The sequence below is a fragment of the Pseudomonadota bacterium genome, assembly GCA_016927275.1.
Classification (GTDB): Bacteria; UBA10199; UBA10199; order 2-02-FULL-44-16; family JAAZCA01; genus JAFGMW01.
The window spans coordinates 1-21,734 of sequence record JAFGMW010000093.1; the positions used below are offsets into that span (position 1 = coordinate 1).

A 21,734-nucleotide genomic window follows, 5' to 3' on the forward strand; every position below is an offset into this window, starting at 1 on the left:
GCCTTGCCGGACGAGAGGGTGAATAGCCTGTCCGGAAGCCCTGAGTTGGTGCGGATTTCTTTGAAGGAGTATCTGCTGACGTTGCCCGATACGTTCTTCACTACGAGCTCCCTGAGCAGGCGGTCGGCCCCGAAGAGGGCCTCCAGCGACTCGTACTGAGCGCTGGCTCTTCTGGGCACGAGGGTGAGCGCTGTCTCGCCGGGCCTCGCCTCCTTGAACGCCGCGCTCCCCGACACCTTGAACTCCTTCGTGAGCCTGCCGAAGCCCCCGAGGAACGACAGCGCCTCCCTCGGCACGTTGCGCTCGTCCACCGAGAAGGTGTCGAGGCTCGCGTCGTCGCCGGGGACGAAGGTCCACAGCGTGGTGCCGTCGGAGACGTAGTGCTTCCCGCCCTTGTCCGCGTACTCGATGCGCAGCTTTCCGCCCTTCTTGAAACGGAAGGTGCCGCGCTTCAGCACGGTCCTGTCCAGGAGCTCGATCTTCGTCTCCTGCGTGAAATCCGCGGTGAGGTCGTCGACTGCGAGGTAGGCGGACTCGATCGCCGCGATCTCGGCGCCGGAGGGCACGGGATCCTTCGCATCGCAGATCCCGATTCCAATGAGGAGGATACTCGCGAGCAGTACGGCAGAGGAGTTTAGTATCTTCATGGGATTATTCTTACGGATCACGCCTCCAGGCTGCCTGCAAGGACCTGCCTCGGCCTCGAGCCGTCGGCGGGGCCGACCACTCCCTCCGCCTCCATGCGCTCGATCATGCGGGCCGCGCGGTTGTAGCCGATCCTGAGCCTGCGCTGGACCATGGAGATCGAGGCCTGCTTCGTCTCGGCGACGAGACGCACCGCCTGGTCGTAGAGCTCGTCGTCCCCCTCCTCGTATTCCCCGCCCGGGACTGCCCCCTCGGGCTCGGCCAGTATCGACTCGTCGTAGATGGGCTCACCCTGGGACTTGAGGTGGTCGACCGCCCTGGAGATGTCGGCGTCGCTCACGTAGGAGCCGTGGATGCGTGTCAGGTTTCCTCCCTGCGGGGTCATGAAGAGCATGTCGCCCTGGCCCAGCAGCGCCTCGGCCCCGATGTTGTCGAGTATCGTTCGAGAGTCGTGCCTCGCCGTGACCTTGAAGGCGATGCGCGCGGGGAAGTTGGCCTTGATGAGGCCGGTGATCACGTCGACCGACGGCCTCTGGGTGGCGAGGATGAGGTGGATGCCGGCCGCGCGCGCCATCTGCGCCAGCCTCGTGATCGCCTCCTCCATGTCCTGGCTCGCGGTCATCATGAGGTCGGCCAGCTCGTCGATGATTATCACGATGTACGGCAGCTTGCCGGTGTGGGCGACCGCCTCCTTGTCTGCGGCCGTGAGCTCGGCTGCGCGCTCCTCGGACACGAGCGTCACCTGTCCGGCCTTCACCTTCTCGTTGTAGCCGAGGATATGGCGGGCGCCGGCGTCGGCGAGCAGCCTGTAGCGCCGCTCCATCTCCCTTATCGCCCATCGCATCGCCTGGACCGCAGGCTTGGGTTTTGTGACGACCGGCAGGAGAAGGTGCGGGATGCCGTCGTAGACCGACAGCTCGAGCATCTTGGGGTCCACCAGTATGAAGCGGACGTCCTCGGGCGAGCTCTTCATGAGGATGGAGAGGATTATGCCGTTGATCGCCACGCTCTTTCCCGAGCCGGTCGCTCCGGCCACGAGCAGGTGCGGCATCTTGGTGAGGTCGGTGACCACAGGGTTGCCCGAGGTGGAGGAGCCCAGCGCGATCGGCAGTTTCGACTGAAGCTTGGCGTACTGCTGCGACGAGACGACGGTCCGGAGATAGACGATCTCGCGGTCGCTGTTGGGCACCTCGATTCCGCAGGCGGCCTTGCCCGGGAGGTGCGCGACGACGCGCACGCTTCGGCCGCCGAGGGTGAGGGAGAGGTCGTCCTGCAGCCCCACGATCTTGTTGAGCTTGGTGCCCGCCGCCGGCTCGAACTCGTACATCGTGATCACCGGCCCCGGGTGGATGGCCAGGACCTTGCCCTCCACGTCGAAGTCGAGGAGCTTGCGCTCGAGGATCATGGAGTTCTTCTTGAGCGTCTCCTCGTCGATCTCGACCCGCGCCTGCTCGTCCGCGTCCAGCAGCGACACCGGCGGCGGCTCGTAGCCCTCCGCGGTCATGCGCTTGAATTTGAGCTGGTCGTCGTGCGTCCGCGGCCTCGCGTCGGCCCGCTTCAGTATCTTTATGCCCTGGGCCGCCTCGGCCTGGTGCTCAGTCGCCTGAGGAGCGGCCGTCCGGGCGGGCGGGGGCGCGGTCCGCGGCGACGGGGCTATGGAACCCGGCGCCCTGCGTATCGGCTCGAGCGTGATCGAGTCGGCGGCCTTCTTCTTCGCAGGTTCATCGATCGATGCATTCTTCTCGACCGCGCGCCTCTTCGGGTCGGCCAGAGGCTCGGAGGCCTCTGCCCCGCCGGCCCTCCGCCGGAGGGCTCCCCCGAGAGCGCCGAGCCTGGAGAAGAACGAAGGGGCGCCGCCGGACGCCGAGCGCGCCACGCCGGCGAGGGCGCTCGCCGCACCGGCGCATATGGCCAGCAGGACGACAGCCGTGCGCCTGGCGATCGCGGCGATCTCCATTATCGAGAGCCTGGTGGACAGGGTGAAGAAGAGCACGAAGGCCGCGATCGAGAATATGTACGCGCCGACCCTGTTGAGGTACCGGGTCAGCATGTCGCCTATCAGCGCACCGATCATCCCGCCGCCCGCTATGGCCTGGCCGCGGATGTCGATTGTCTCGAAGTTGAGGTGTATGAGCGACGCGGCGAAGGCCAGGCACCCGGTGTAGTAGAGGATCTCCCTGAGCCTGAACCTGAGCGGCTTGCCCAGAAACTGCATCGCGCTCATGAGGAGCAGGAGGACGGCGGTGACGAAGGCGCTTATTCCGAAGACTATGTAGAGCATGTCCGCCACATAGGCGCCCACGATGCCGCCGAGGTTCTTCACCTCTGAGACGTTCGAAACGGAATTCAGCGCCGGGTCGGTGGGGCTGTAGGAGACGAGGCACAGCAGCGTGAACACGCCGAGCGCGAGGAACAGTATCGCGAATATGTCGCGCCTGAAGTCGATTGCGGCCTTTTTCTGAAAGTTGGGCATTCTAAGTTGTTGATATCTCTGATGATTAAATGGGATTATACGCCGCAGCACCGCTTCATGTCAATGATCACGGCGCATTATTTGTCATTATCCTGAAACAGCGGCCGGAAACCGTTCGCTGTGGCTTGGGTCCCTTTGCCCGACGGTCTATAAACCCTGGAGGCGTATCTTGCAACGCATATCGAGTGATGCTACCCATTGTATCCCTTTCAGCCCTCGGAGCGTCGAGTGAGACATAGGTCAGCCGCGTTCTTCTCTTCCATAGTCATGCTGCTGTGCGCGCTGCCCCTTTTCGCCGCCCCGCCCTCGCTCACCCCGGGGGAGCAGGACCTCGTCGATCGCGCGCTCCAGGGGCAGCTGGAGATATTCGCGCGCAACTACCCCAGGGCGGACGCGATCTTCAGCTCGCTCTCCGCGGATTACCCGACGTCCCCGGCCGGCCCCTTCGGCAGCATGGCCGTTCTCGAGATGAAGATGATCGAGCGCGAGGACTTCCACCTCGAGAAGGAGCTGCTGGCCGAGGCGGCCGAGGGGCACAGGCGGGTGGGCGCGATAATGCAGCAGTATGAGCCCAGCACGTGGGACCTCTTTCTCGCAGGCTCCCTGCTCGGGCTGGACGGTTTCTTCAAGGCGCGCAAGGGGCAGTGGTGGGAGGCGTACACTCTGGGCGGAAAGTCCCGCCAGCTCTTCAGGCGCGTGAAGAAGATCGACCCGGGGTTCACGGACGCCGACTTCGGCCTCGGCATGTACCTCTACTGGCGCTCGGTGTTCACGCGCGACCTGTGGTTCCTGAGCATGTTCCCCGACCGCCGCGCCGAGGGGATCGCGATAGTCGAGCGGGTCGCGAAGGGCGGCCACTTCGCGAAGGACCTCGCGAAGGTCAACCTCGCGATAATGTACTTCGAGGAGGGGCGATTCGCCGACGCGGAGGGCGTGCTCAAGGAGTACGTGGGGAGATACCCGGACAACGTGATACTCCACAAGCTCTACGGCAAGGTCCTGATCTCTCTCAAGCGGTACGACGAGGCGATCGCGCAGTTCAATCATATGCTCAGGGTCGTGCCCGGGGCCAGGGCGCCGCACTATTTCAAAGGGGCCGCGCTCGTGATCCAGGGCAATCCTGCCAGGCTCGCCGATGCAGAGCGGGAGCTCCGCCTCTTCCTCAAGGCGAGCCAGGGAAAATACTGGCCCGCTCACGCGCACTACTGGCTCGGCAGGCTCCATCTCCTGCGCGGCGAGAAGGAGGCCTCCGACAGGGAGTTCAAGGAGGCGGTGAGGCTCTATCCCGAGATCGAGACCGCGGTGAAGAGGGTGCGGGGCCTCGGCGGCGGCGTCTGATCCCTCAGTAGCAATACTGTAATGCCATTGGCGGGAAACGGCGGTTTTACGCGGTTTCCCGCCTGTTTTTTTCAAGCAACTTTTTCGCCGATCAGCCGAACATCCAGCGGCACCCGGCCGGCGCCGCCGTCTCTGCGATTGCGGGTTGACAGCCGATGCCGCCATGGGCTAGAGCGGCGCCTCAATTTTTTCCGGAAAGGGGTGTGGAGTGGACCTGAAGCTGAAGCCTCAAAGCCCGCCTGTCCTTCTGCTCTCGGACGAGGGGGCGCGAGACGTCCTCAGCCTGACCCCACCCGAGGACTTCGCGAGGCCCCACGAGAGGGGAGTAGGGGGAGGGCGAGACTTCGGTGTGCCGGAGTTCGATTCGCGCGCGTGGGCGAGGCTCGCCATTTCACACCCGGAGATCGTGAAGTCGTTCATGAACTCGCCCTATGACACCGCTTCGGCGGCGGCTCTCAAATCGGTCGCCGCGGCGCGCCGCAGCCTCTCCCGTTACATGGAGGGCGCTGATGCGAAGCCGATAGAGAACACCGGCGACTGGATGACGATCACGGAAGACATGGGCTGGGGGGCGCTCGCCCTCCTGGGCATGGAGGATATCCCTTTCCTACCCAGGCTTCGGTTGAGCTACACGCCGTCTACAGGCGACTACTCGGTGCAGATGAAGCTGTCCCCCCCCTGCGTGGACCGGATGTTGGATGCGTTCGACGACGGGGCATGGGCGCTCAGCAGCCTCAACGGCGACGAGCAGGGTCTGCGCGCCATTCTCTCGGATGAGACGATTGTCCGGAAGATCTTCGAGGGCGCGAGGGTCCTGTACGTGCCCGAGCGCGCGGGCTTCATGGCTCCGAGGTCGGTGCTCGTGAGCCGCGGCCGCAAGCGCGGCAGGCCGGTGGTCCAGTTCTGGACACCCGTTGCCGGCCAGGGTTCGGTGAACGGTTCGTCGACCAGTCTCGTCGTGGACCAGAACAGCCTCGAGAGGCTCACGGTGCGGGACATCATAAAGGTTTTGCACCACGATGCGAGGCGCGCCCTGGAGAGGGGATTGCAGCCCGCGGTTGCCCTGGACCTTGACGGGACCCTCTTCAACGCGAGGAAGTTCACGGCGCAGGTGTTCGCGGAGTGGCTCGCAGGCTATGACGGTCCTGACGCCGGTGAGATCAGGGCCCGTTGGAAGGAGCTGGGCCTTTCGATGGGGTGGAACAGCCGCGCCATGCTCAGGCAGCTGGGAGTCACCCGTGAGGAGACGCTCGAAGATGCGAACAGGCACTTCGATGAGAATTTCTACAGCCCGGCGAGGCGCATGGAGATGCCGGTGATGCGCGGGCCCGTGGAACTGGTTCGGATCATGCAATCGATGGGGATAAAGTCGGTCTACGTCACCCTCCGCAGCGCCGCGGACGACTCGCTGCCCGACGGCCGCTCGGTCGCGGTCGAGCTCCTCAAGGCCGCAGGTATCTGGAGAGGCGACAGCTTCCTGCTCAGGCACGAGGGCGAGCGGATCGACTGGTCGGAGGAGGCCTACGGCCAGGGCGGCAACGAGCCTGAGAAGTCGCAGATCGTGAAGAGATATCGGCGGGAGAATCCCCAAGACTACTTCATAGCGACGGTCGACAACGCGCCCGACCACGTTCTCAAATACCGCGACTATTTCGGGTACAACATAAGGAACATACACGTCCGCGGAGATTACCCTCCAAACTCGCCGGAGCTCCCTAACGGCGTCTACACGGTCGAGCCCAATCAGCTCTTCGTGGAGCTGACGCAGTGGCGGGACGCCATAGTCTCCTCGGGCCGCCAGCTGGCGAATGAGGCGATCTCGCTGGCCGAAAGGATCAAGCATGTCAGCTTCTCCCCGCATTACTGGGACGACACCGAAAGGCACGAGAGGGCCATCGACGATGCGGCGGCCCGCCTCATGGGCCTGATCGAGACGTTCACGCAGGAGTCCTGGGCGCAGCCGTTCGTGCAGGAGTTCCTGGGCGCGGTAAACGCCCGCTACGGGGGGGAGCCCGGAGGGCTCGAGTTCTTCGAGGACGTCATAGGGGCCGTGAACCACCGTGCGGGGGGCTCTTTCGTCGCGCTCAGGGGACCGGATGGCTTGAGCGGGATAGTGTGGTCCGAAGGCGACGGTCTGCCGGAATACGGGAAGAGCGCACCGCTGCCTGCGCGGTTCAACTCTTCGAAGGTGAGGCTCAAGAGGGGTGTGGGAGTGCACGATCTTGCATCGGTGCTGCCCGGCATGGTGCAGGGCCCCGACCTTGAGTCCATGGGGGTGCGCGAGCGCTACGACTTGCTCTCGTTCGGCGAATACCCCAGGATGGCTGCGCTGTTCAACTCCCTCGTGGGCATGCTGTGCGCCGAGGAGGGGAAGAGGCCGGAGGAACTGACCTCAGTCGAGTACGGGCCGAAGATGGCCATAGGCGGTCTGATAGCGCTTGCCAGGCTGGGCCTCCGTGTCGGCTGGAGGGAGATAAACCGGCTGAAGAGGATCCAGACCGAGCAGGAGCTCCGAAGGCTCCCCGACGAACTCCGCTTCATGATCAGGCGTGTCCCGGACAGCGAGAACCCCGAGGCCGACGTCTCGGTCTGGAATCTGCCTCATATAGGCAAGCCGCTCGGCGAGATGGCTGCGCGCACGAGAAATGGCGGACTGGTCGTAACCCAGACGCAGATGGCGCCGGAGGATTACGAGAGGGAGCATCTGGGGCACAGGCTCCTCGTCGATGTTCCGCTCGGCAGGGGGCAATACGTTCTTCCCTCCGCATTCCTGCACGTCCCCACCCAGATCGGCATGCCGCTGTCGCTTCAGGTGTGGAGGGTGATGAAATAGTCATCCGGGACCGGTTTTGAATCTCTTCCCCTGCCGCGAATCCCTGCGCGCGAGCTCCGCGTGGACCGCGTTCATGACGCCCAGCTTGTTGACCGACCATTCGGGCGCCACCGTGAGCCTGCGAGGGCCGTGCGCGTTGAGCCGATGTATCACGATCGAGGGCGAGAGCTCCTCGAGGAAATCGCACGCCAGCCTCGCGTACCCCTCCAGCGACGGTATCCAAACCGATCCTTCATTATATTCCCTCTCCAGCCTCGTGCCCCTGAGTATGTGAAGGTTGTGTATCTTCACCCCCCACACCTTCGCGCGGTTGAGAAACCGCGCGGTCTCCATGATCATAGCCCGATCCTCCCCAGGCAGCCCCAGGATCACGTGCGCGCAGACCGGTACGGCGTGTCCATTGAGCAGTCGGCACGCACTTTCGAATCGGGCGACCGTGTGCCCGCGGCCGATCCTCTCGAGCGTGACATCGTGCGCCGACTGCAGCCCGAGCTCCACCCACAGCATGGAGCGGTCTGCGAGCCGTGACAGCAGCCTCGCATGCTCGATTTCGATGCAGTCGGGCCTCGTGGACACGGCCAGCCCCACGACCGAGGGGTGGTCGATCGATTCGCAGAGGATCCGCTCGACGACCGGGACAGGGCCGTGGGTGTTGGAGCCGTCCTGGAGATACGCGATCACCTTTGCCGCGCCGTGCCTCTTTCCTATGTATTCGACACCTTCGCGCAGCTGCTCCCTCATCGGCCTGGCCGCTCCGCTCTTTCCGAGCAGGGTGGTCGGCACGAGCGCCTCTTCGCTGCAGAACGAGCAGCCTGAGCCCCCTCTCGTGCCATCCCGGTTCGGGCAGCCCAGCCCGCTTTCCAGGGTTACCTTGTAGACCCTCTCGCCAAAGCGCGCCCGCAACAGGTCGTTGATTGAATTATATCGATTATTCAAGGATTTATCCTCTTTGCCGAACTTCATAATATTAATCTGCCCGCCTGTGAAGCTTTTTGTTCTGTGTATTTAGTCAATCCATTGACGTCAAAAGTACCCGTCAAAAAAAGCAACGTATAACGCTATATTGAGTAAGTTTTTATCATTCTGATTCGCCTCATTTTGGGATTATGGGTCAAAAGATACCCTATTAAATAATCATCGCGCCGAACGTATCTATAATTAGTTAATAAAAACATTAAGTTATAAAACATAATAATTTTCAATGGCTGGCACGATCCTTGCTCATTTGAGGGGCAGAGGGTTTGGGAAAGGAGCCAGCCATGAAGCCGAGAAAGGGGAGGGGAAGCTGGAAGGGGTTCCTGGCAGCACTGGCGATGGCAGCGGCGGTTGCAGGTTGCGGCAGCAGTTCGGAAGTTGAACTGAGCGAGGGCGGCGGATCGTACGGCCCGAGCTCCTTCGTTTCTTCGCCTTCCGAGCTGGGGGTGGGCGACGCGATGATCGCGGAGTTCGCTGCAGGCGAGGCGGTCCTCGATTTCAGCGGCGTCGGGACCGACTCAAAGTTCATCCTGGCGGTCGGTTCTTCAAGCGAATACGGCACAGCGACCACCATACAGCTGGCCCCGAGCATAGGGCTCATGGATCCGTCGGCCGAAGCCAAGGCCATGGATGTCGAGGCCGAGTACGCGGCGGACGACGGGTACGGGGTGGAGGAGATCTTCAGCGCCTGGCTGCGCGCTGCCGAGATGGACCTCGATTTGAACGAGGTCCCGGCGGACATGATCTCTCTCTCCAGTTCAAAGGCCATGGCGGTCAAGGCGGTTTCGCTGGGCCAGAGGGAGATTTTCAGGGTGCTGGCCAACCTCTCGTCGCCCAGCTCGTACGTCGAGGTCACAGGCAACGCGAGGCACATCGGTTCCAACGTCGTGTGTTACGTGGACAACAGGGTCTCGGACGATTCACTCTCCGAGGCGGACATCTCGAAGCTGTGCGGCGAGTTCGACGCCGAGGTGGGCGAGATGGCCTCGCTCCTCGGCGACTCCTCGGACGTGGACGGCGACGGAAAGCTCCACGTCCTCATGACCCCGCAGATCAACAGGCTGGGCGCGCTCGGCGGCGGGATCGTCACCGGCTACTTCTACGCTGCGGACCTCTACGCCAGGAGCGGCTCGAACCCGGTCTCCAACCTCCGCGAGATCATCTATACCCTCGTGCCCGATTCCTCGGGCGAGTGGGGCACACCGGTCGAGAAGGCGTTCGCCATGTCGAACCTCCTCCCCGCGGTGCTCCCCCACGAGCTGCAGCACGCGATCAGCTACAACCAGCACGTGTTCGTCAACGGCGGCGCGCCCGAGGACAATTGGCTCAACGAGGCGCTTTCTCACTTCATCGAGGACTACATGGGCCACGGCAGGGAGAACCCCTCGCGCTACGCCCTGTACCTCGCATCCCCCTCGACCTACGGCATAGTGACACAGGGCTCGCCGAACCTGCTCGAGCGCGGCGGCTCCTATCTCTTCCTCCGCTACCTGTACGAGCAGGCGCCGGACGGAGATGCGTTCCTCTCGAGGCTGGTGAGGACAGGCAGGCGCGGGGTCGACAATCTCCTCGAGGCCTTCCAGGGCCCCGCGGACATGGACGAGTTCAGGGAGATGATGGAGCGCTGGTCGATCGCGCTGGCCATGACCGACCGCGGGATATCCAGCGACAGCCGCTTCGTCTACAGGCCCAGGGTCCGCGACGCGGAGACAGGCGAGTGGAAGGGCGTCTGCCTCGAGTGCACACCGGACGACGGCCGCGGCACAGTGCTGGAAGGCGTACACCTCAATCAGTACTTCGGTTACCTCGACGTTGCGGTCGACGGCGCCAGCGCCAAGTACTTCGACGTGAGCACCATCCCGAACCGGATACAGATCCAGGGAGCGACTGCCCAGGACAGCTACGCGATCCTGGTCAGATACCAATAGAACTCCTTTTCCCAAACCGCACGGGGCGGTTGCCCATGGTGGGCAACCGCCTTCGTGTATCTGAAGAGTAGGGCATAGGGTTTAGGGCGTAGGGCGTAGGGAAAAGATCTTTACTTCTAGGTGACCGTTACCTATAAAAATCGCTTATGTATCCGGTACTCTTCAAGATTCCCCTTTTTGGCGGCGTCACCGTCTACAGCTACGGAGTGATGGTGGCCGCGGGGTTCGTGGCTGCCCTTGCCTGGATCAACTACGCGAGCAGGAGGCGGGGCCAGGACGTTGCCCGCGCGATGGATCTGGCCTTCTACATCATCCTGGCCGCGATCCTGGGTTCGAGGATCATGCACGTGGCGGTGAGCGAGCGCGAGCGCTTCCTAAACGATCCGCTGATGATGCTGCGGATATGGGAGGGGGGGCTGGTCTTCTACGGCGGGCTCATCGCCGCGCTCGCCGTGAGCCTCTGGTACATCCGAAGGCACAGGATGCCCGCGCTTGTGATCTGCGACATCTTCTCGCCCGCGATCGCGCTCGGCCACGCGATCGGCAGGATAGGGTGCTTTCTCGCCGGCTGCTGCTACGGCAGGGTGTGCGAGGGCCGCCCGTGGTACTCGGTCGTCTTTCCGCACGATCCCCACACCTTCGCCCCGCCGGGGCTGCCGCTGTACCCGACGCAGCTGATAGAATCTGCCGGGGAGTTCGTCATATTCGGGATACTGGTGGCGGTCGGTCGCCACAGGCGCTTCGACGGCCAGGTCTTCGCCTGCTACCTCATGCTGTACGCGGTGCTCCGGGCGTTCAATGAGCTCCTCCGAGGCGATGCGGAGCGCGGCTTTTTGATAGAGCCCTGGCTCTCCACGTCCTGCTTCATATCGATCATAACATTCGCCGCGGGCGCAGCCGTCTTCTGGACTCTCTGGAGGCGTTCGCGCGGCTCAGCCGGGAGGCCAAGATGAGTAGGACAGCCATTTCGCTCGCTCTGATCGCGCTCTTCTGCGCCGCGTGCGCGAAGCCGATCCTCACCGGCCGCGTCTCTCCCGACGTGCGCTTCGTGAGCCAGGACTTCGCCGCCAACCCCAACGACCTCTACTACGCGGTCAGGTGGGCGCTCAAGGAGGCGGGGTATCCGGTCGACAACGAGGACCTGCCGGGGGGCGTGATCACGACAAAGTGGACGCCGGTCACCGTGGACTCGCATTACATGGAGGTGTTCGGGCAGAAGGATTACGGCGTTACAAACTCGTACCATCAGCTCGAGGTGAGGATCGTGCCGCAGGCGGGCCGCAGCCTCGTGGAGGTGGGCTCCCGCGTGAAGACCATCGCTCACGGTCTCAAGAGCTCGGGCACGGAGGAGCGCAGGGTCCTGGCCTGCGTCGGCGACTACCTGAGGAGCGGGGAGCCGAACCTCACGAACCTCGGCATAACGGAGTAGGCGAACGGACATGGAGAAAAACTACAAAGAGACCCTCAACCTCCCGAGCACCGACTTCCCGATGAAGGCGAACCTCGCCGAGCGGGAGCCGGTTCAGCTTGCGCGCTGGGGTGAGGAGAGGCTCTACCACAGGATGGTGGAGGCGCGAGAGGGCGGTCCCGCCTACGTGATGCACGACGGCCCCCCCTACGCGAACGGGCACCTGCACCTGGGCACGATCCTCAACAAGATACTCAAGGACATCGTCGTCAAGTACAAGAACATGTCGGGCATGCGCTGCGAGTTCGTGCCGGGCTGGGACTGCCACGGGCTGCCTATCGAGCTCGAGGTGGACCGCAAGCTAGGCCCGAAGAAGAGGACCATGGAGCCCATCGAAGTGAGGCGCGCATGTCGCGAACACGCGGACAGGTTCGTGGGCATACAGCGCGATGAGTTCATGAGGCTCGGCTGCCTCGGCCGCTGGGAGAAGCCATACAAGACCATGAGCTTCGACTACGAGGCCTCCATCGTCCGGGAGTTCGGCCGATTCGTGGAGGCCGGCTCGGTCTACAAGGGCAAGAAGCCGATATACTGGTGCGCATCGTGCCGGACCGCGCTCGCCGAGGCGGAGGTCGAGTACGCGGACCACTCCTCCCCCTCGATCTACGTGAAGTTCAGGCTCAAGGACGACTCGGACCTCAGGGCGAAGTGGAACCTTGCGGGCGAGCAGATATACCTCGTCATCTGGACCACGACCCCGTGGACCATACCGGCCAACCTCGGGATCGCGCTGAACCCCGCGCTCCCATATGTGGCCGTGAGGGTGGACGGCGAGGTGTGGGTGATGGCCGAGGGGCTTGTCGACTCGGTCATGCAGGAGGTCGGACGGACGTACAGCACGGTGGTCGGAAAGCCGAAATCGTCGGAGCTCGAGCACAGGAAATGCGAGCACCCGCTCATCGAGAGGGACTCCCTCATAATTCTCGGAGAGCACGTGACCCTCGAGGCGGGCACGGGCGCGGTCCACACGGCGCCGGGCCACGGCCAGGAGGATTACGACGTCGGCCAGCGCTACGGGCTGGACGTGCTGGCCCCGGTGGACGACGCGGGGCGCTTCACGAAGGAGGCGAAGCTCGACTGGCTCACGGGCGTCTTCGTGGAGGACGCCAATGCCCCCATCATCGAGAGGCTCGAGGGAGTGGGAGCGCTCATCGCCTCAAAAAAAGTGTCGCACTCGTACCCGCACTGCTGGCGCTGCAAGAAGCCGATCGTCTTCCGCTCCACCGACCAGTGGTTCATATCGATGGAGAAGGGCGGACTCAGAAAGAGGGCCCTTGAGGCGATAGGCAAGGTGCAGTGGATACCGCCATGGGGGCAGAACCGCATCACCGGCATGGTCTCGGCGAGGCCCGACTGGTGCATCTCACGCCAGAGGCTCTGGGGGGTGCCGGTGGTGGCGCTGGTCTGCGGCTCCTGCGGCGCTTCGCACACGTCGAAGCGGATCGCGGACAAAGCGGTCGAGATCTTCTCGAAGGAGGGGGCCGACTCGTGGTACGCGAGGCCCGCATCCGATTTCCTGCCCCGGGGGCACGCCTGCCCCGAGTGCGGCGAGAAGTCGAACTTCGGCAAGGAGCCGGACATCCTCGACGTGTGGTTCGATTCGGGCGTCTCCTTCGCGGCGGTGCTCGAGTCGGAGGAGGGTGTGAAGGAGCAGGCGGACCTCTACCTCGAGGGGAGCGACCAGCACCGCGGCTGGTTCCACACCTCGCTGCTCACTTCGGTCGGCACGAGGGACAGGGCCCCGTACAAGAGGGTTCTCACGCACGGCTTCGTGGTGGACGGGGAGGGAAAGAAGTACTCCAAATCGGCGCGCAACTACGTGCCGCCCGAGAACCTCATCAAACAGCACGGCGCGGAGATCCTGCGCCTCTGGGTCGCGTCCGAGGACTACCGCGACGACATCCGCTTCTCGGACGAGATACTCACGCGCAACATCGAATCGTACCGAAAGATGCGCAACACGGCGCGTTACATACTCGGCAACATCGGCGACTTCGACCCGAACAGGGACGCGCTGGCCGAGGCGGAGCTGCTGGAGATCGACCGCTGGGCGCTCTCCGAGCTCGCGAGGGTCCGCAACCGCATGCTCGCGGCATACGAGGAGTTCGAGTTCCACGCGATCATGCAGACGCTGAGCCGCTTCTGCACGGTGGAGATGTCCTCCTTCTACATGGATATCCTCAAGGACAGGCTCTACGCGGAGAGGCGGGGCGGGAAGCCGAGGCGCGCGGCCCAGACCGCCCTCTGGCGGATACTCGACGAGATAACGAGGCTTGCGGCGCCGGTGCTCTCGTTCACTGCCGACGAGATCTGGCGTTCCATGCCCAGGCTCGCGGGCTCCCCGGACTCGGTGTTCCTCGCTGACATGCCCGAGGCCACCGAGCCGGACGATGCGCTCGTCGGGAAGTGGGGTAGGCTCATCGGGATCCGCGGCACGGTGACCAAGGCGCTGGAGGGGGCCAGGGCCGACCGCTTCATAGGCAACTCCCTTGCGGCGAAGGTGATCATGAAGTGCGACGGCGAACTGCGCTCCTTCCTCGAAGGGTTCGGGAACAGCCTTCCCGACCTCTTCATCGTTTCCGGCGTCTCGTTCGGCGAGACCGGCGGCAGGTATGTGCAGAGGAGCGAGGATGTCGAGGGGCTGTCGGTCTCGGTCGACAAGGCCGACGGCGGGAAGTGCGCCAGGTGCTGGAAGTTTTCGCAGAGCGTGGGCAGCCATGAGAGGCACCCTTCGGTGTGCGACAGGTGCTTCTCCGTTCTGGAGTGATCGGGGGATATGAAGACAAAATATTGGATAATCGCGCTGACGACCCCTGCGGTCGTGGCAACGGATCAGGCCACAAAATGGTGGGTGGCGAGCGCCATGTCGCCTGGCGAGCGGGTGCCGGTGTTACACGGCTTCTTCGACATCGTCTTTTTTTATAATACCGGCGCCGCGTTCGGCATGTTCTCCGGGCTCTCGGATGCGGTGAGGGTCCCCTTCTTCTACATCGTCGCCGCCGTGGCCGCGCTGCTTCTGGCCCTCCTTTACCGTTCGCTAGACGAGGGCGAAAATATCGCCGCATTCGCCATCTCGCTCGTGTTCGGGGGCATCGCCGGCAACATCATCGACAGGATACGTTTCGGTTCGGTCGTGGATTTTCTCTCTTTCCACCTGGGCGATGCGGTCGTTCAGGGGAGCGTCCTCGGCGTGGGGTACCGCGTTCCTCTGGAGTGGCCCGCGTTCAACGTGGCGGACAGCGCGATAACGGCCGCGATGATCATCCTGGTCGCGTCGGCGATTGCGCGAAGGCGCGAAGGGGGCGGGCGATGAGGCCGTATCTCTTTCACATCGGCAGCATGGGTGTGCCGTCGTTCTTCTTCATGCTCATGATCGGCGCGCTCGCAGGCACGTTCTTCGCCGCGAGGGTTGCGCGCAGGGAGGGCGCCGACCCCGTGGCCATGCTTGACTTCGGGATCATCGGCATCATCTGCTCCGTGCTGGGATCGAGGATATTCCACATCCTGGTCGAGGCGCCGGGCTACTACTGGGAGAACCCGATCCGCGTCTTCTACTTCTGGCAGGGCGGCTTCGTCTCGATCGGCGCCTTCACAGGGACCCTCGTCGGCTGGATCGTCTACACCTGGCGCCGCAAGTTGGATCCTTGGCGCTACATAGATCTGGCCACGACATGCGTGCCGATACTGATATTCTTCACCAGGATCGGCTGCTTCATGGTCGGCTGCTGCTACGGAAAGCCCACGGACTTCTTCATACACCTCACATTCACCGACCCGGCCTCCACCGCCGGCCACTTTCACCTCGGAGTGCCCCTGCACGCCACGCAGCTCTATAACATGATCAACGCCCTGGTGATGTGGGGCGTGATCATGTTCTCCTATAAGCGCAGGAGGTTCCATGGCCAGGTGCTTGCCACCTTCTTCCTGTACTACGGCGTCACGCGCTTCTTCATCGAGTTCTTGAGGGGCGATGCGGACCGCGGCCTGTGGTTCGGCGGCGCGGTCTCGACCGGCCAGATAGCGATGGTCTTCTTCTTTGCGGCGGGCGTCTTCGTCTGGCTTTTGAGGCGGCGGCAAAGGATCGGGGGCAAGCGGTGATAGGGGGCTTGGGAAAGGCGTCTGCCCGGTCGCGCAGGGGGCTGGCTGTCGAGGTTTCGGTCACAACGGCTGCGGTGCTCGCGATCGTGCATCTGCTCTACGCCACGCGAGGCAACTCGTTCATCGGCCCCAAGATCGCCTACATCGTAGCGTACCTGCTGCTGGGCGCGCCTCTCATCGTGCTCTGGAGGAGGCGAAGGCCGCTCGATTTTTTCTCCATCGCGTCGAAGGACCTCGTCTCTTCGCTCAAGGCATTCGCTGTCGCTTCGGTCGTCCTGTTCCCCCCGTTCCTCGTGGCCGCTCACTTCTGGCAGACCATCGTGGGCGGACACTCGGGTTTCTCGCCTGCGGGGTTTCCCGGGTTCATAAACATGATGCTCATGCAGCTCGTGCTCGTCGCCCTTCCCGAGGAGTTTTACTTCCGGGGCTATTTCCAGTCGGCAATGAATGCGGTCTTCCTGAAGCGGTGGAGGTTTCTGGGGATCGATCTGGGATGGGGGTTCTTCATAACCGCCGCCGTCTTCGCGGTCGCGCACACGATGATCACCTACAGGTGGTGGCACTTCTCGATCTTTTTCCCCGCCCTTGTCTTCGGCTGGCTGCGTGAGCGCACGAACAACATCGTGGCGCCGACGCTCTTCCACGCCGCCTCGAATCTGCTCATGGATTGGTTCGTGAGGAGCTACGTCTAGAGGGCAGAAGCAGAGAAGCAGAGAAGCAACAGGTGTTATCTTAGCTTCTTAACTTCTCTGCTTCTTTGCTTCTTGAAGTAAAAACAGTATTTCCGCACTGGGCAAACAACACACTCAGGATTCCGGGCGTGGCACAGCGTGCGGCCGTGGTGGATGAGCCAGAAGTGAGCGGCGCCCAGCTGCCGCTCGGGGATCACCTTCACAAGTCCGCGCTCCGCCTGTTCGGGTGTCTTTCCCTCTGCCAGGCCGATCCTGGTGGCGACCCGGAACACATGAGTATCGACCGGCATCGCGGGCACGCCGAACGACTTGATGAGCACCACGTTCGCGGTCTTTCTCCCCACCCCCGCGAGGCTCATGAGCCCATCGCGCGCGGCCGGCACCTTTCCGTCGAACCGCTCTGAGATTGCGCGCGCCGCAGCGACGATGTTTCGCGCCTTCGCCCGGTGGAGCCCCACGGATTTGATGATCCTTTGGACCTCCGCGACCTTCGCCCGGGACAGGGCAACCGGGGTGGGCCAGCGGCGGAAGAGCTCCGGCGTCACGAGGTCCACCTGCGCATCGGTCGTCTGGGCGGAGAGGATGGTGCCGATTAGGGTGCGGAAGGGATTGCTGCACACCGCCCACGGCCGCTCTCCCCTTGGGTAGCTACCCTCTAGCGCCTTAAGGACCGCCGTTATCCTCTTCCTTTGCATCACGCGTCCCCTTTCGATGTCCGTAAGTACTGGGCTTATCTATAGAAAATAAGTATGGAAATCAATAGGCCTGTGTCGTATAAGGCCTGACAGTCCTCATTTTTCAGGAGGTGTCGCATAATTGGCTGAACTGGGGTGGCATGATGATATCGCCCAACAGACGGCATGAAAGGATGGTCTTGAGAATATGCAGAGATCGATAAACAGCGTTTCGACCTTTCTCCAGGCCACCAACACCCTCATGAACAGCGCCCGTATCCTGCCGGTGCCTGTCGCATTGAATGGGGTTTCGCTCACCTACGGCCGCATCGGGCCCAGGATAGAGTGCCCCGAGAGCATGATCTTTCTTGGCACGCGTGTGCCATGCGATGAGTTCGTGTCGTTCCTCCCCGTTGTCGCGAGGCCCTCTGAGGTTGATCTCGATCTCCGGGTCACAGAGAGGGATCGTGCTTTTATCTCGCAGTGGTGGAGGCTCCAGGAGTTCGTCAACAAATCGCTGCCTGATATGAAGCAGCGCGAGAGGCCCAGGCAGAGGGCGCTTGAGCTCAGGAGAGAGGGCGAGGAGGCCGAGAAGCTGGGCGGGGGCGAGGATGCCGCATGGGCCTTCTTCGAGTCCGCGGTGATCCTAAGGGGGCTCGGGAGGCCAAGGGACGCCATCGCAGGCGAACTCCTGGGATCGGCCAGAAATTTCGAGGCAGCGTCGCTCCACACCTCGGCAGCGATCGCCTATGAGCTCACCTTCAGGTCCGACCCGTCGGACAGATCGCTTGCGATGAAGGCGTCGGAGCAGTGGCTCGAGTCCGTGCGAAAGGAGTTTGATCCTGAAGCGCTGAAGTTCCGCGTGAATCGGGCGCTGATCTTCGCCGCGTACAGCCCGTACGAGAGCATGTTCAGGGATGCGGCGAGGGAGTCGGGGAGGATGAACGCGGCCGCAGGCAGGCACTTTGACGCCGGGGCCGATTATTTCAGGGCTGCCTGGTCGATGATCCAGCGGGGCACTCCCGGCGTGTCGGGCTGGGCGGACATCTCGGTATACATGGAGACTGCCGCCGACATGTTCAGACATCATGGGGACGTCGATGTTGCCTCCGAGGTCGGCGCCCTGGCCGCCCTGGCCGCCGAGTTTGCGCAGAGGCTTATGGTCAATTCATGACGATCGCGGGCAACAACCTCGGCACGGCCCTTGCCGGCCTCATGACCTCGGCCGGCATCGGCATCAGTATCTCCTCATCACAGCCCTGACCACCCCGCCCAGCGTAAGCTCCTCCTCCGGCCTTATCACCGGGTACTTGGGATTCGCGGGCACGAGTTCCACAGTCCCGCCCGCTTTGCGGTAGTATTTCAAGGTCCAGTCCCCGTCCACGCAACCCAGGACTATGTCGCCCGATTTCGGCTCCGTCCCGCGTTCGACGATCACCAGGTCGCCCTCGTGGATGCCCGCGTCGATCATCGAGTCGCCCGAGACCTTGAGGAGGAAGGAGGCCTCGGGCTTGTCGATGAGGAATTCGTCGAGCGAGAGCGTGTCTATGAGCTCCTCCTCGGCAGGCGACGGGAAACCGGCCTGCACATAGCCCACCAGCGGGATTCCCAGCCTCTCGCTCTTCGGCATGAGCCTGCCTGCGTCGTCCTTCTCTATGTAGCCCTCGTCGATGAGCTTGCGCGCCATGCGGAACGCGGCGTTCTTGGAGCTGTAGCCGAAGATGCGGCACATCTCCGAGTACGTGGGCAGCCGCCTGTTCATGCGCCAGAAGCGCCTGAGCACGTCGAGCTTGTCGTCATCAATGGGCTTCGTATGGTTGCACATAATCAAACTCCAAATTCCAAGCATCAAATTCCAAATAAATTCCAACAACCAAATTCTAATGACCAAATAAATTCTAATTCTCAATAGCAGAACGATTTAGTTTGGAATTTGGTGATTGGTTATTGGTGCTTATTTGGAATTTGGGATTTGGTGTTTGGAGTTTCATTTCAGCCCCTTTCCCTGTACGACCCGCTGCCCCTGTCTGGGCAGGCTGCGGATGCCCAGGGGGTATCTGCGCGTGCTGTATATATATGAATAGCGCTGATGCGTTCCGCCTTTGAGAATTTTGACAAACCTCATTAATAACAACATCTTAACCTCCATGGCGGTCCTGTCGCCGACCGACTCTCAAGGTAAGTGAACGTCCGTTCACTTGTCAAGCGGCAAAGAAAAGGGCCCTGGGATTTTTCCCAGGGCCTTTTGTCCTGATCGGATCGCCGAGATGCCTTTATGGCAGGAATCCCATTATCTCCATGAGTATCATCAACACGGCCGCGATGAGTTCGTCCGGGAGCGAGGCAACGGCGACCGCCTTGGCGTCGTCTATGTCCTTCTCAAATCCGCCCACGTTCTCCTCGCCGAGGAAGAGCCCGGACCTGACGTCCAGCGTTCCAAATGTCATCTCCATGGGGTCTATGTCGAGCACGAAGGCAAGGTCGGTCATGATAAAGTCGTCTAGCCCTTTGCCGTCGACGTCGCACGCCGGCAGGATGAAGGAGCCCAGGAGGTACTGGCCCTCCGCGTTGAACGCCGAGTCCGCCTGGTCGTAGAAGACCTCTGCGGGCAGGCCGGCCTCGCCGCGGAATACATAGGCGGAGCCGATGCCGTCGACCACATAGGTCGCCGTGTCGTAAAGATACTCTACGAGCGCCAGCAACTCCTCTTCGCCGCCGCCTCCCATCACGAACTCCATGATGGCCATGATCGCTTCCATCCCCAGGGCGAAGACGTTTGACGCCTCCTCGTTCATGTGCACGGCAAGCGGCGCGCCCACGATCACGTCGGCGTAGCCGTCGCCGTCGATCTCGCCGATGAAGACCGCTGTGCCGAACATGTCGGGCAGGCCCGGCAGATCCGGTATCTCGATCTCCGCGTCCATCATCTCGGCCATCATGTCGCCCACCATCTGCAGCAGGTCGCCGATCATGTAGCCCAGACCCTCGAGTGCCTGCATCTCGCCGGTGAAGACCACCGCGGCATCAGAGGCGCTGCCGATCTGCGGTGAGGCGCTGCCGTGGAAGAGGTAGGCCTTTCCGTCGTATGCCGACGGCTGGCGGCCGTCGCTTTGCACGAGCTTGGAGACGACGCTGAGTATCGGGTTCTGATTGATCGGGACTGCCTCCGAGAGGAACATCATGCCCATCATCGCGTCCATGATCCCGCTGTTGAGTATCGCGGATGCGAGGCCTGCCGGCGCGCCCACGACCATGTCGTCGTAGCCGTCGCCGTCCACGTCGCCTCCGCCCGCCACCGAGAGCCCGAGCAGCCCGAACAGGTCGCCCGCGGAGGAGCCTGCGATCACCGCATCGGGCGCCGCCTTAGCGGACGGGTCGGCCGACCCGAGGAAGAGGTGGACGCTGCCCACCCCGGTGCCGATGTCGATCGCGCCGATGGCGAAGTCCTCGAACGGCCTTCCGTTGGCCGCGTTCAGATCGCCGTTGAAATTCTCGATGCCGACAGGCATCAGGGCCAGCGTCGACTCGCCCAGCTGCCACGTTGCGGCCGGCTCGCCAACGCAGCCTGCGCCGCCGAGGTGGAGGCTGAAGGTCTGGACCCCGCTGCCGGTATCGAGGACGTTGGTCACTACGTCCGCCAGGCCGTCGCCGTTGTAGTCGCCGACTGGGAAGGCGAGCCCTGGCATGGCGGTCGGCAGCTCCTCACCGTTGGAGCTGCAGCGCAGAAGGGTCCCCAGAGCCAGGCCGTCCAGCGAGACGCCCAGGGCGTAGAAGCCGGCCTCTGCAATGCCGTCGCCGTCCATGTCGCCCAGCGGCATTCCAAGGCCTATCGCCACGAGGTCTCCCATCCCTATGCCGCCCTCGTACTTCTCGAAGCCGAGGTCAGCGCCCAGGTCCAGAATCGCCTGCCCCTCGCCGGCCAGCGACGCGCTCGGCAGGACATGCGCTATGCCGGGCCCCAAGCTGAGCAGGCCGGGTATGATCTCGACTGGATCCGCATCGCTGCCATGGAACGGGTTCCCCGCCACCATGTCGCCCCTGCAGTCGTCGCCCACGATATCGTGCGGATCGTGCATGGTGAGATACTCGAAGGAGTACTCCTGGCCGAGCGTGGATCCGCTCACCGCCGCGAGTTCCGCGGAGAAGCGGACCATGATCGGGTAGCAGTACGGCAGGCCCTTCGCCTTCAGAAGCACGGTCCGGTCGTCGTTCGCGAACTGCATCAGGAACTGCCCTGCGCCGCCGGCGTCCTTGGACGCCGAGGGAAGCGCGCTCCCGTCGCCCGAGAGAAGCGCTATGTTGGCGGCGGCCGAGCCGCGGTAGATCGCCTCGCTGAAGTCGAAGCGCAGCCACGCGTGCGGGTCCACTTCGAGCCCCTGGGCTCCGAAGCTTCCGCTGGTCAGCTGGACGACCCCGCCCGGCTCCTCGGTCGGCTCTTCAGCTGCCTCGCTCCAGGCCAGGGTCCCCCCCGTGGAGCAGCCGAACGACAGGACGATTGCGCCCGCAAGGACCGCACAGATAAGGGCAAACGCAGAACGGCAGGCAGCGATGTTCTTCATAACCCCTCCCCGTGAAGCAAAGAAAAGCTACGACACCTGTTAAAATGCATC

The 21,734-nt window shown here is 63.0% G+C and carries 16 protein-coding genes; 10 read left to right on the forward strand and 6 right to left on the reverse strand.

Going from position 1 to position 21,734, the window contains the following annotated elements; all coding sequences use genetic code 11:
* On the reverse strand, positions 1-647 hold a 647-nt coding region (locus JXA24_06115; protein ID MBN1283327.1), incomplete at its 3' end, for an outer membrane lipoprotein carrier protein LolA.
* 17 nt (positions 648-664) lie between these two features.
* Positions 665-2,695, reverse strand: a complete 2,031-nt coding sequence (locus tag JXA24_06120; GenBank protein ID MBN1283328.1) for a DNA translocase FtsK — start codon at positions 2,693-2,695, stop codon at positions 665-667.
* A gap of 651 nt (positions 2,696-3,346) precedes the next feature.
* Here JXA24_06120 and JXA24_06125 point away from each other — a divergent pair.
* Together JXA24_06125 and JXA24_06130 are read left to right on the forward strand one after the other, a co-directional pair.
* Positions 3,347-4,456 (forward strand): tetratricopeptide repeat protein, encoded by a 1,110-nt coding sequence (locus JXA24_06125; GenBank protein ID MBN1283329.1) that lies wholly within the window; start codon positions 3,347-3,349, stop codon positions 4,454-4,456.
* A 208-nt stretch (positions 4,457-4,664) separates the two neighbouring features.
* Positions 4,665-7,289, forward strand: coding sequence for an HAD family hydrolase (locus JXA24_06130; GenBank protein MBN1283330.1), 2,625 nt, complete (start codon positions 4,665-4,667; stop codon positions 7,287-7,289).
* On the opposite strand, the gene JXA24_06135 is transcribed toward JXA24_06130, so the two are convergent.
* Positions 7,290-8,225 (reverse strand): TIGR01212 family radical SAM protein, encoded by a 936-nt coding sequence (locus JXA24_06135; GenBank protein ID MBN1283331.1) that lies wholly within the window; start codon positions 8,223-8,225, stop codon positions 7,290-7,292.
* Between the two features lie 323 nt (positions 8,226-8,548).
* Between JXA24_06135 and JXA24_06140 the strand changes: the two genes are divergently transcribed.
* The 7 genes from JXA24_06140 (at position 8,549) to JXA24_06170 (ending at position 16,450) form a co-directional block, all read left to right on the forward strand.
* Entirely contained in the window at positions 8,549-10,192 is a 1,644-nt protein-coding gene (locus JXA24_06140; protein ID MBN1283332.1) for a hypothetical protein, read from the forward strand.
* A gap of 146 nt (positions 10,193-10,338) precedes the next feature.
* The gene (lgt, locus tag JXA24_06145) at positions 10,339-11,145 is read left to right on the forward strand and encodes a prolipoprotein diacylglyceryl transferase (GenBank protein MBN1283333.1); all 807 of its coding nucleotides are present in this window, start codon (positions 10,339-10,341) and stop codon (positions 11,143-11,145) included.
* Positions 11,142-11,621 carry a hypothetical protein gene (locus tag JXA24_06150; protein MBN1283334.1) on the forward strand — a complete coding sequence of 160 codons (480 nt, stop codon included), beginning with the start codon at positions 11,142-11,144 and terminating at the stop codon, positions 11,619-11,621. The genes lgt and JXA24_06150 overlap by 4 nt, the downstream gene beginning before the upstream one ends.
* A 10-nt stretch (positions 11,622-11,631) precedes the next feature.
* Complete coding sequence (gene ileS / locus JXA24_06155; GenBank protein ID MBN1283335.1) at positions 11,632-14,427, forward strand: isoleucine--tRNA ligase; 2,796 nt, start codon at positions 11,632-11,634, stop codon at positions 14,425-14,427.
* A 9-nt stretch (positions 14,428-14,436) separates the two neighbouring features.
* Positions 14,437-14,973, forward strand: a complete 537-nt coding sequence (gene lspA, locus JXA24_06160) for a signal peptidase II (GenBank protein ID MBN1283336.1) — start codon at positions 14,437-14,439, stop codon at positions 14,971-14,973.
* Positions 14,970-15,758 carry a prolipoprotein diacylglyceryl transferase gene (locus JXA24_06165; protein MBN1283337.1) on the forward strand — a complete coding sequence of 263 codons (789 nt, stop codon included), beginning with the start codon at positions 14,970-14,972 and terminating at the stop codon, positions 15,756-15,758. Before lspA ends, JXA24_06165 begins: the two co-directional genes overlap by 4 nt.
* Before the next feature lie 8 nt (positions 15,759-15,766).
* Positions 15,767-16,450 (forward strand): CPBP family intramembrane metalloprotease, encoded by a 684-nt coding sequence (locus JXA24_06170; GenBank protein ID MBN1283338.1) that lies wholly within the window; start codon positions 15,767-15,769, stop codon positions 16,448-16,450.
* A 35-nt stretch (positions 16,451-16,485) separates the two neighbouring features.
* Here the strand turns inward: JXA24_06170 and nth are convergent, their stop codons facing one another.
* Positions 16,486-17,145, reverse strand: a complete 660-nt coding sequence (nth, locus tag JXA24_06175) for an endonuclease III (GenBank protein ID MBN1283339.1) — start codon at positions 17,143-17,145, stop codon at positions 16,486-16,488.
* A 187-nt stretch (positions 17,146-17,332) separates the two neighbouring features.
* Between nth and JXA24_06180 the strand changes: the two genes are divergently transcribed.
* The gene (locus JXA24_06180; protein MBN1283340.1) at positions 17,333-18,298 is read left to right on the forward strand and encodes a hypothetical protein; all 966 of its coding nucleotides are present in this window, start codon (positions 17,333-17,335) and stop codon (positions 18,296-18,298) included.
* 63 nt (positions 18,299-18,361) lie between these two features.
* Here the strand turns inward: JXA24_06180 and lexA are convergent, their stop codons facing one another.
* Positions 18,362-18,949 carry a repressor LexA gene (gene lexA, locus JXA24_06185; GenBank protein MBN1283341.1) on the reverse strand — a complete coding sequence of 196 codons (588 nt, stop codon included), beginning with the start codon at positions 18,947-18,949 and terminating at the stop codon, positions 18,362-18,364.
* Between the two features lie 448 nt (positions 18,950-19,397).
* Positions 19,398-21,683: an FG-GAP repeat protein gene (locus JXA24_06190; protein MBN1283342.1), complete on the reverse strand. Its 2,286-nt coding sequence runs from the start codon at positions 21,681-21,683 to the stop codon at positions 19,398-19,400.
* Positions 21,684-21,734: the final 51 nt, after the last annotated feature.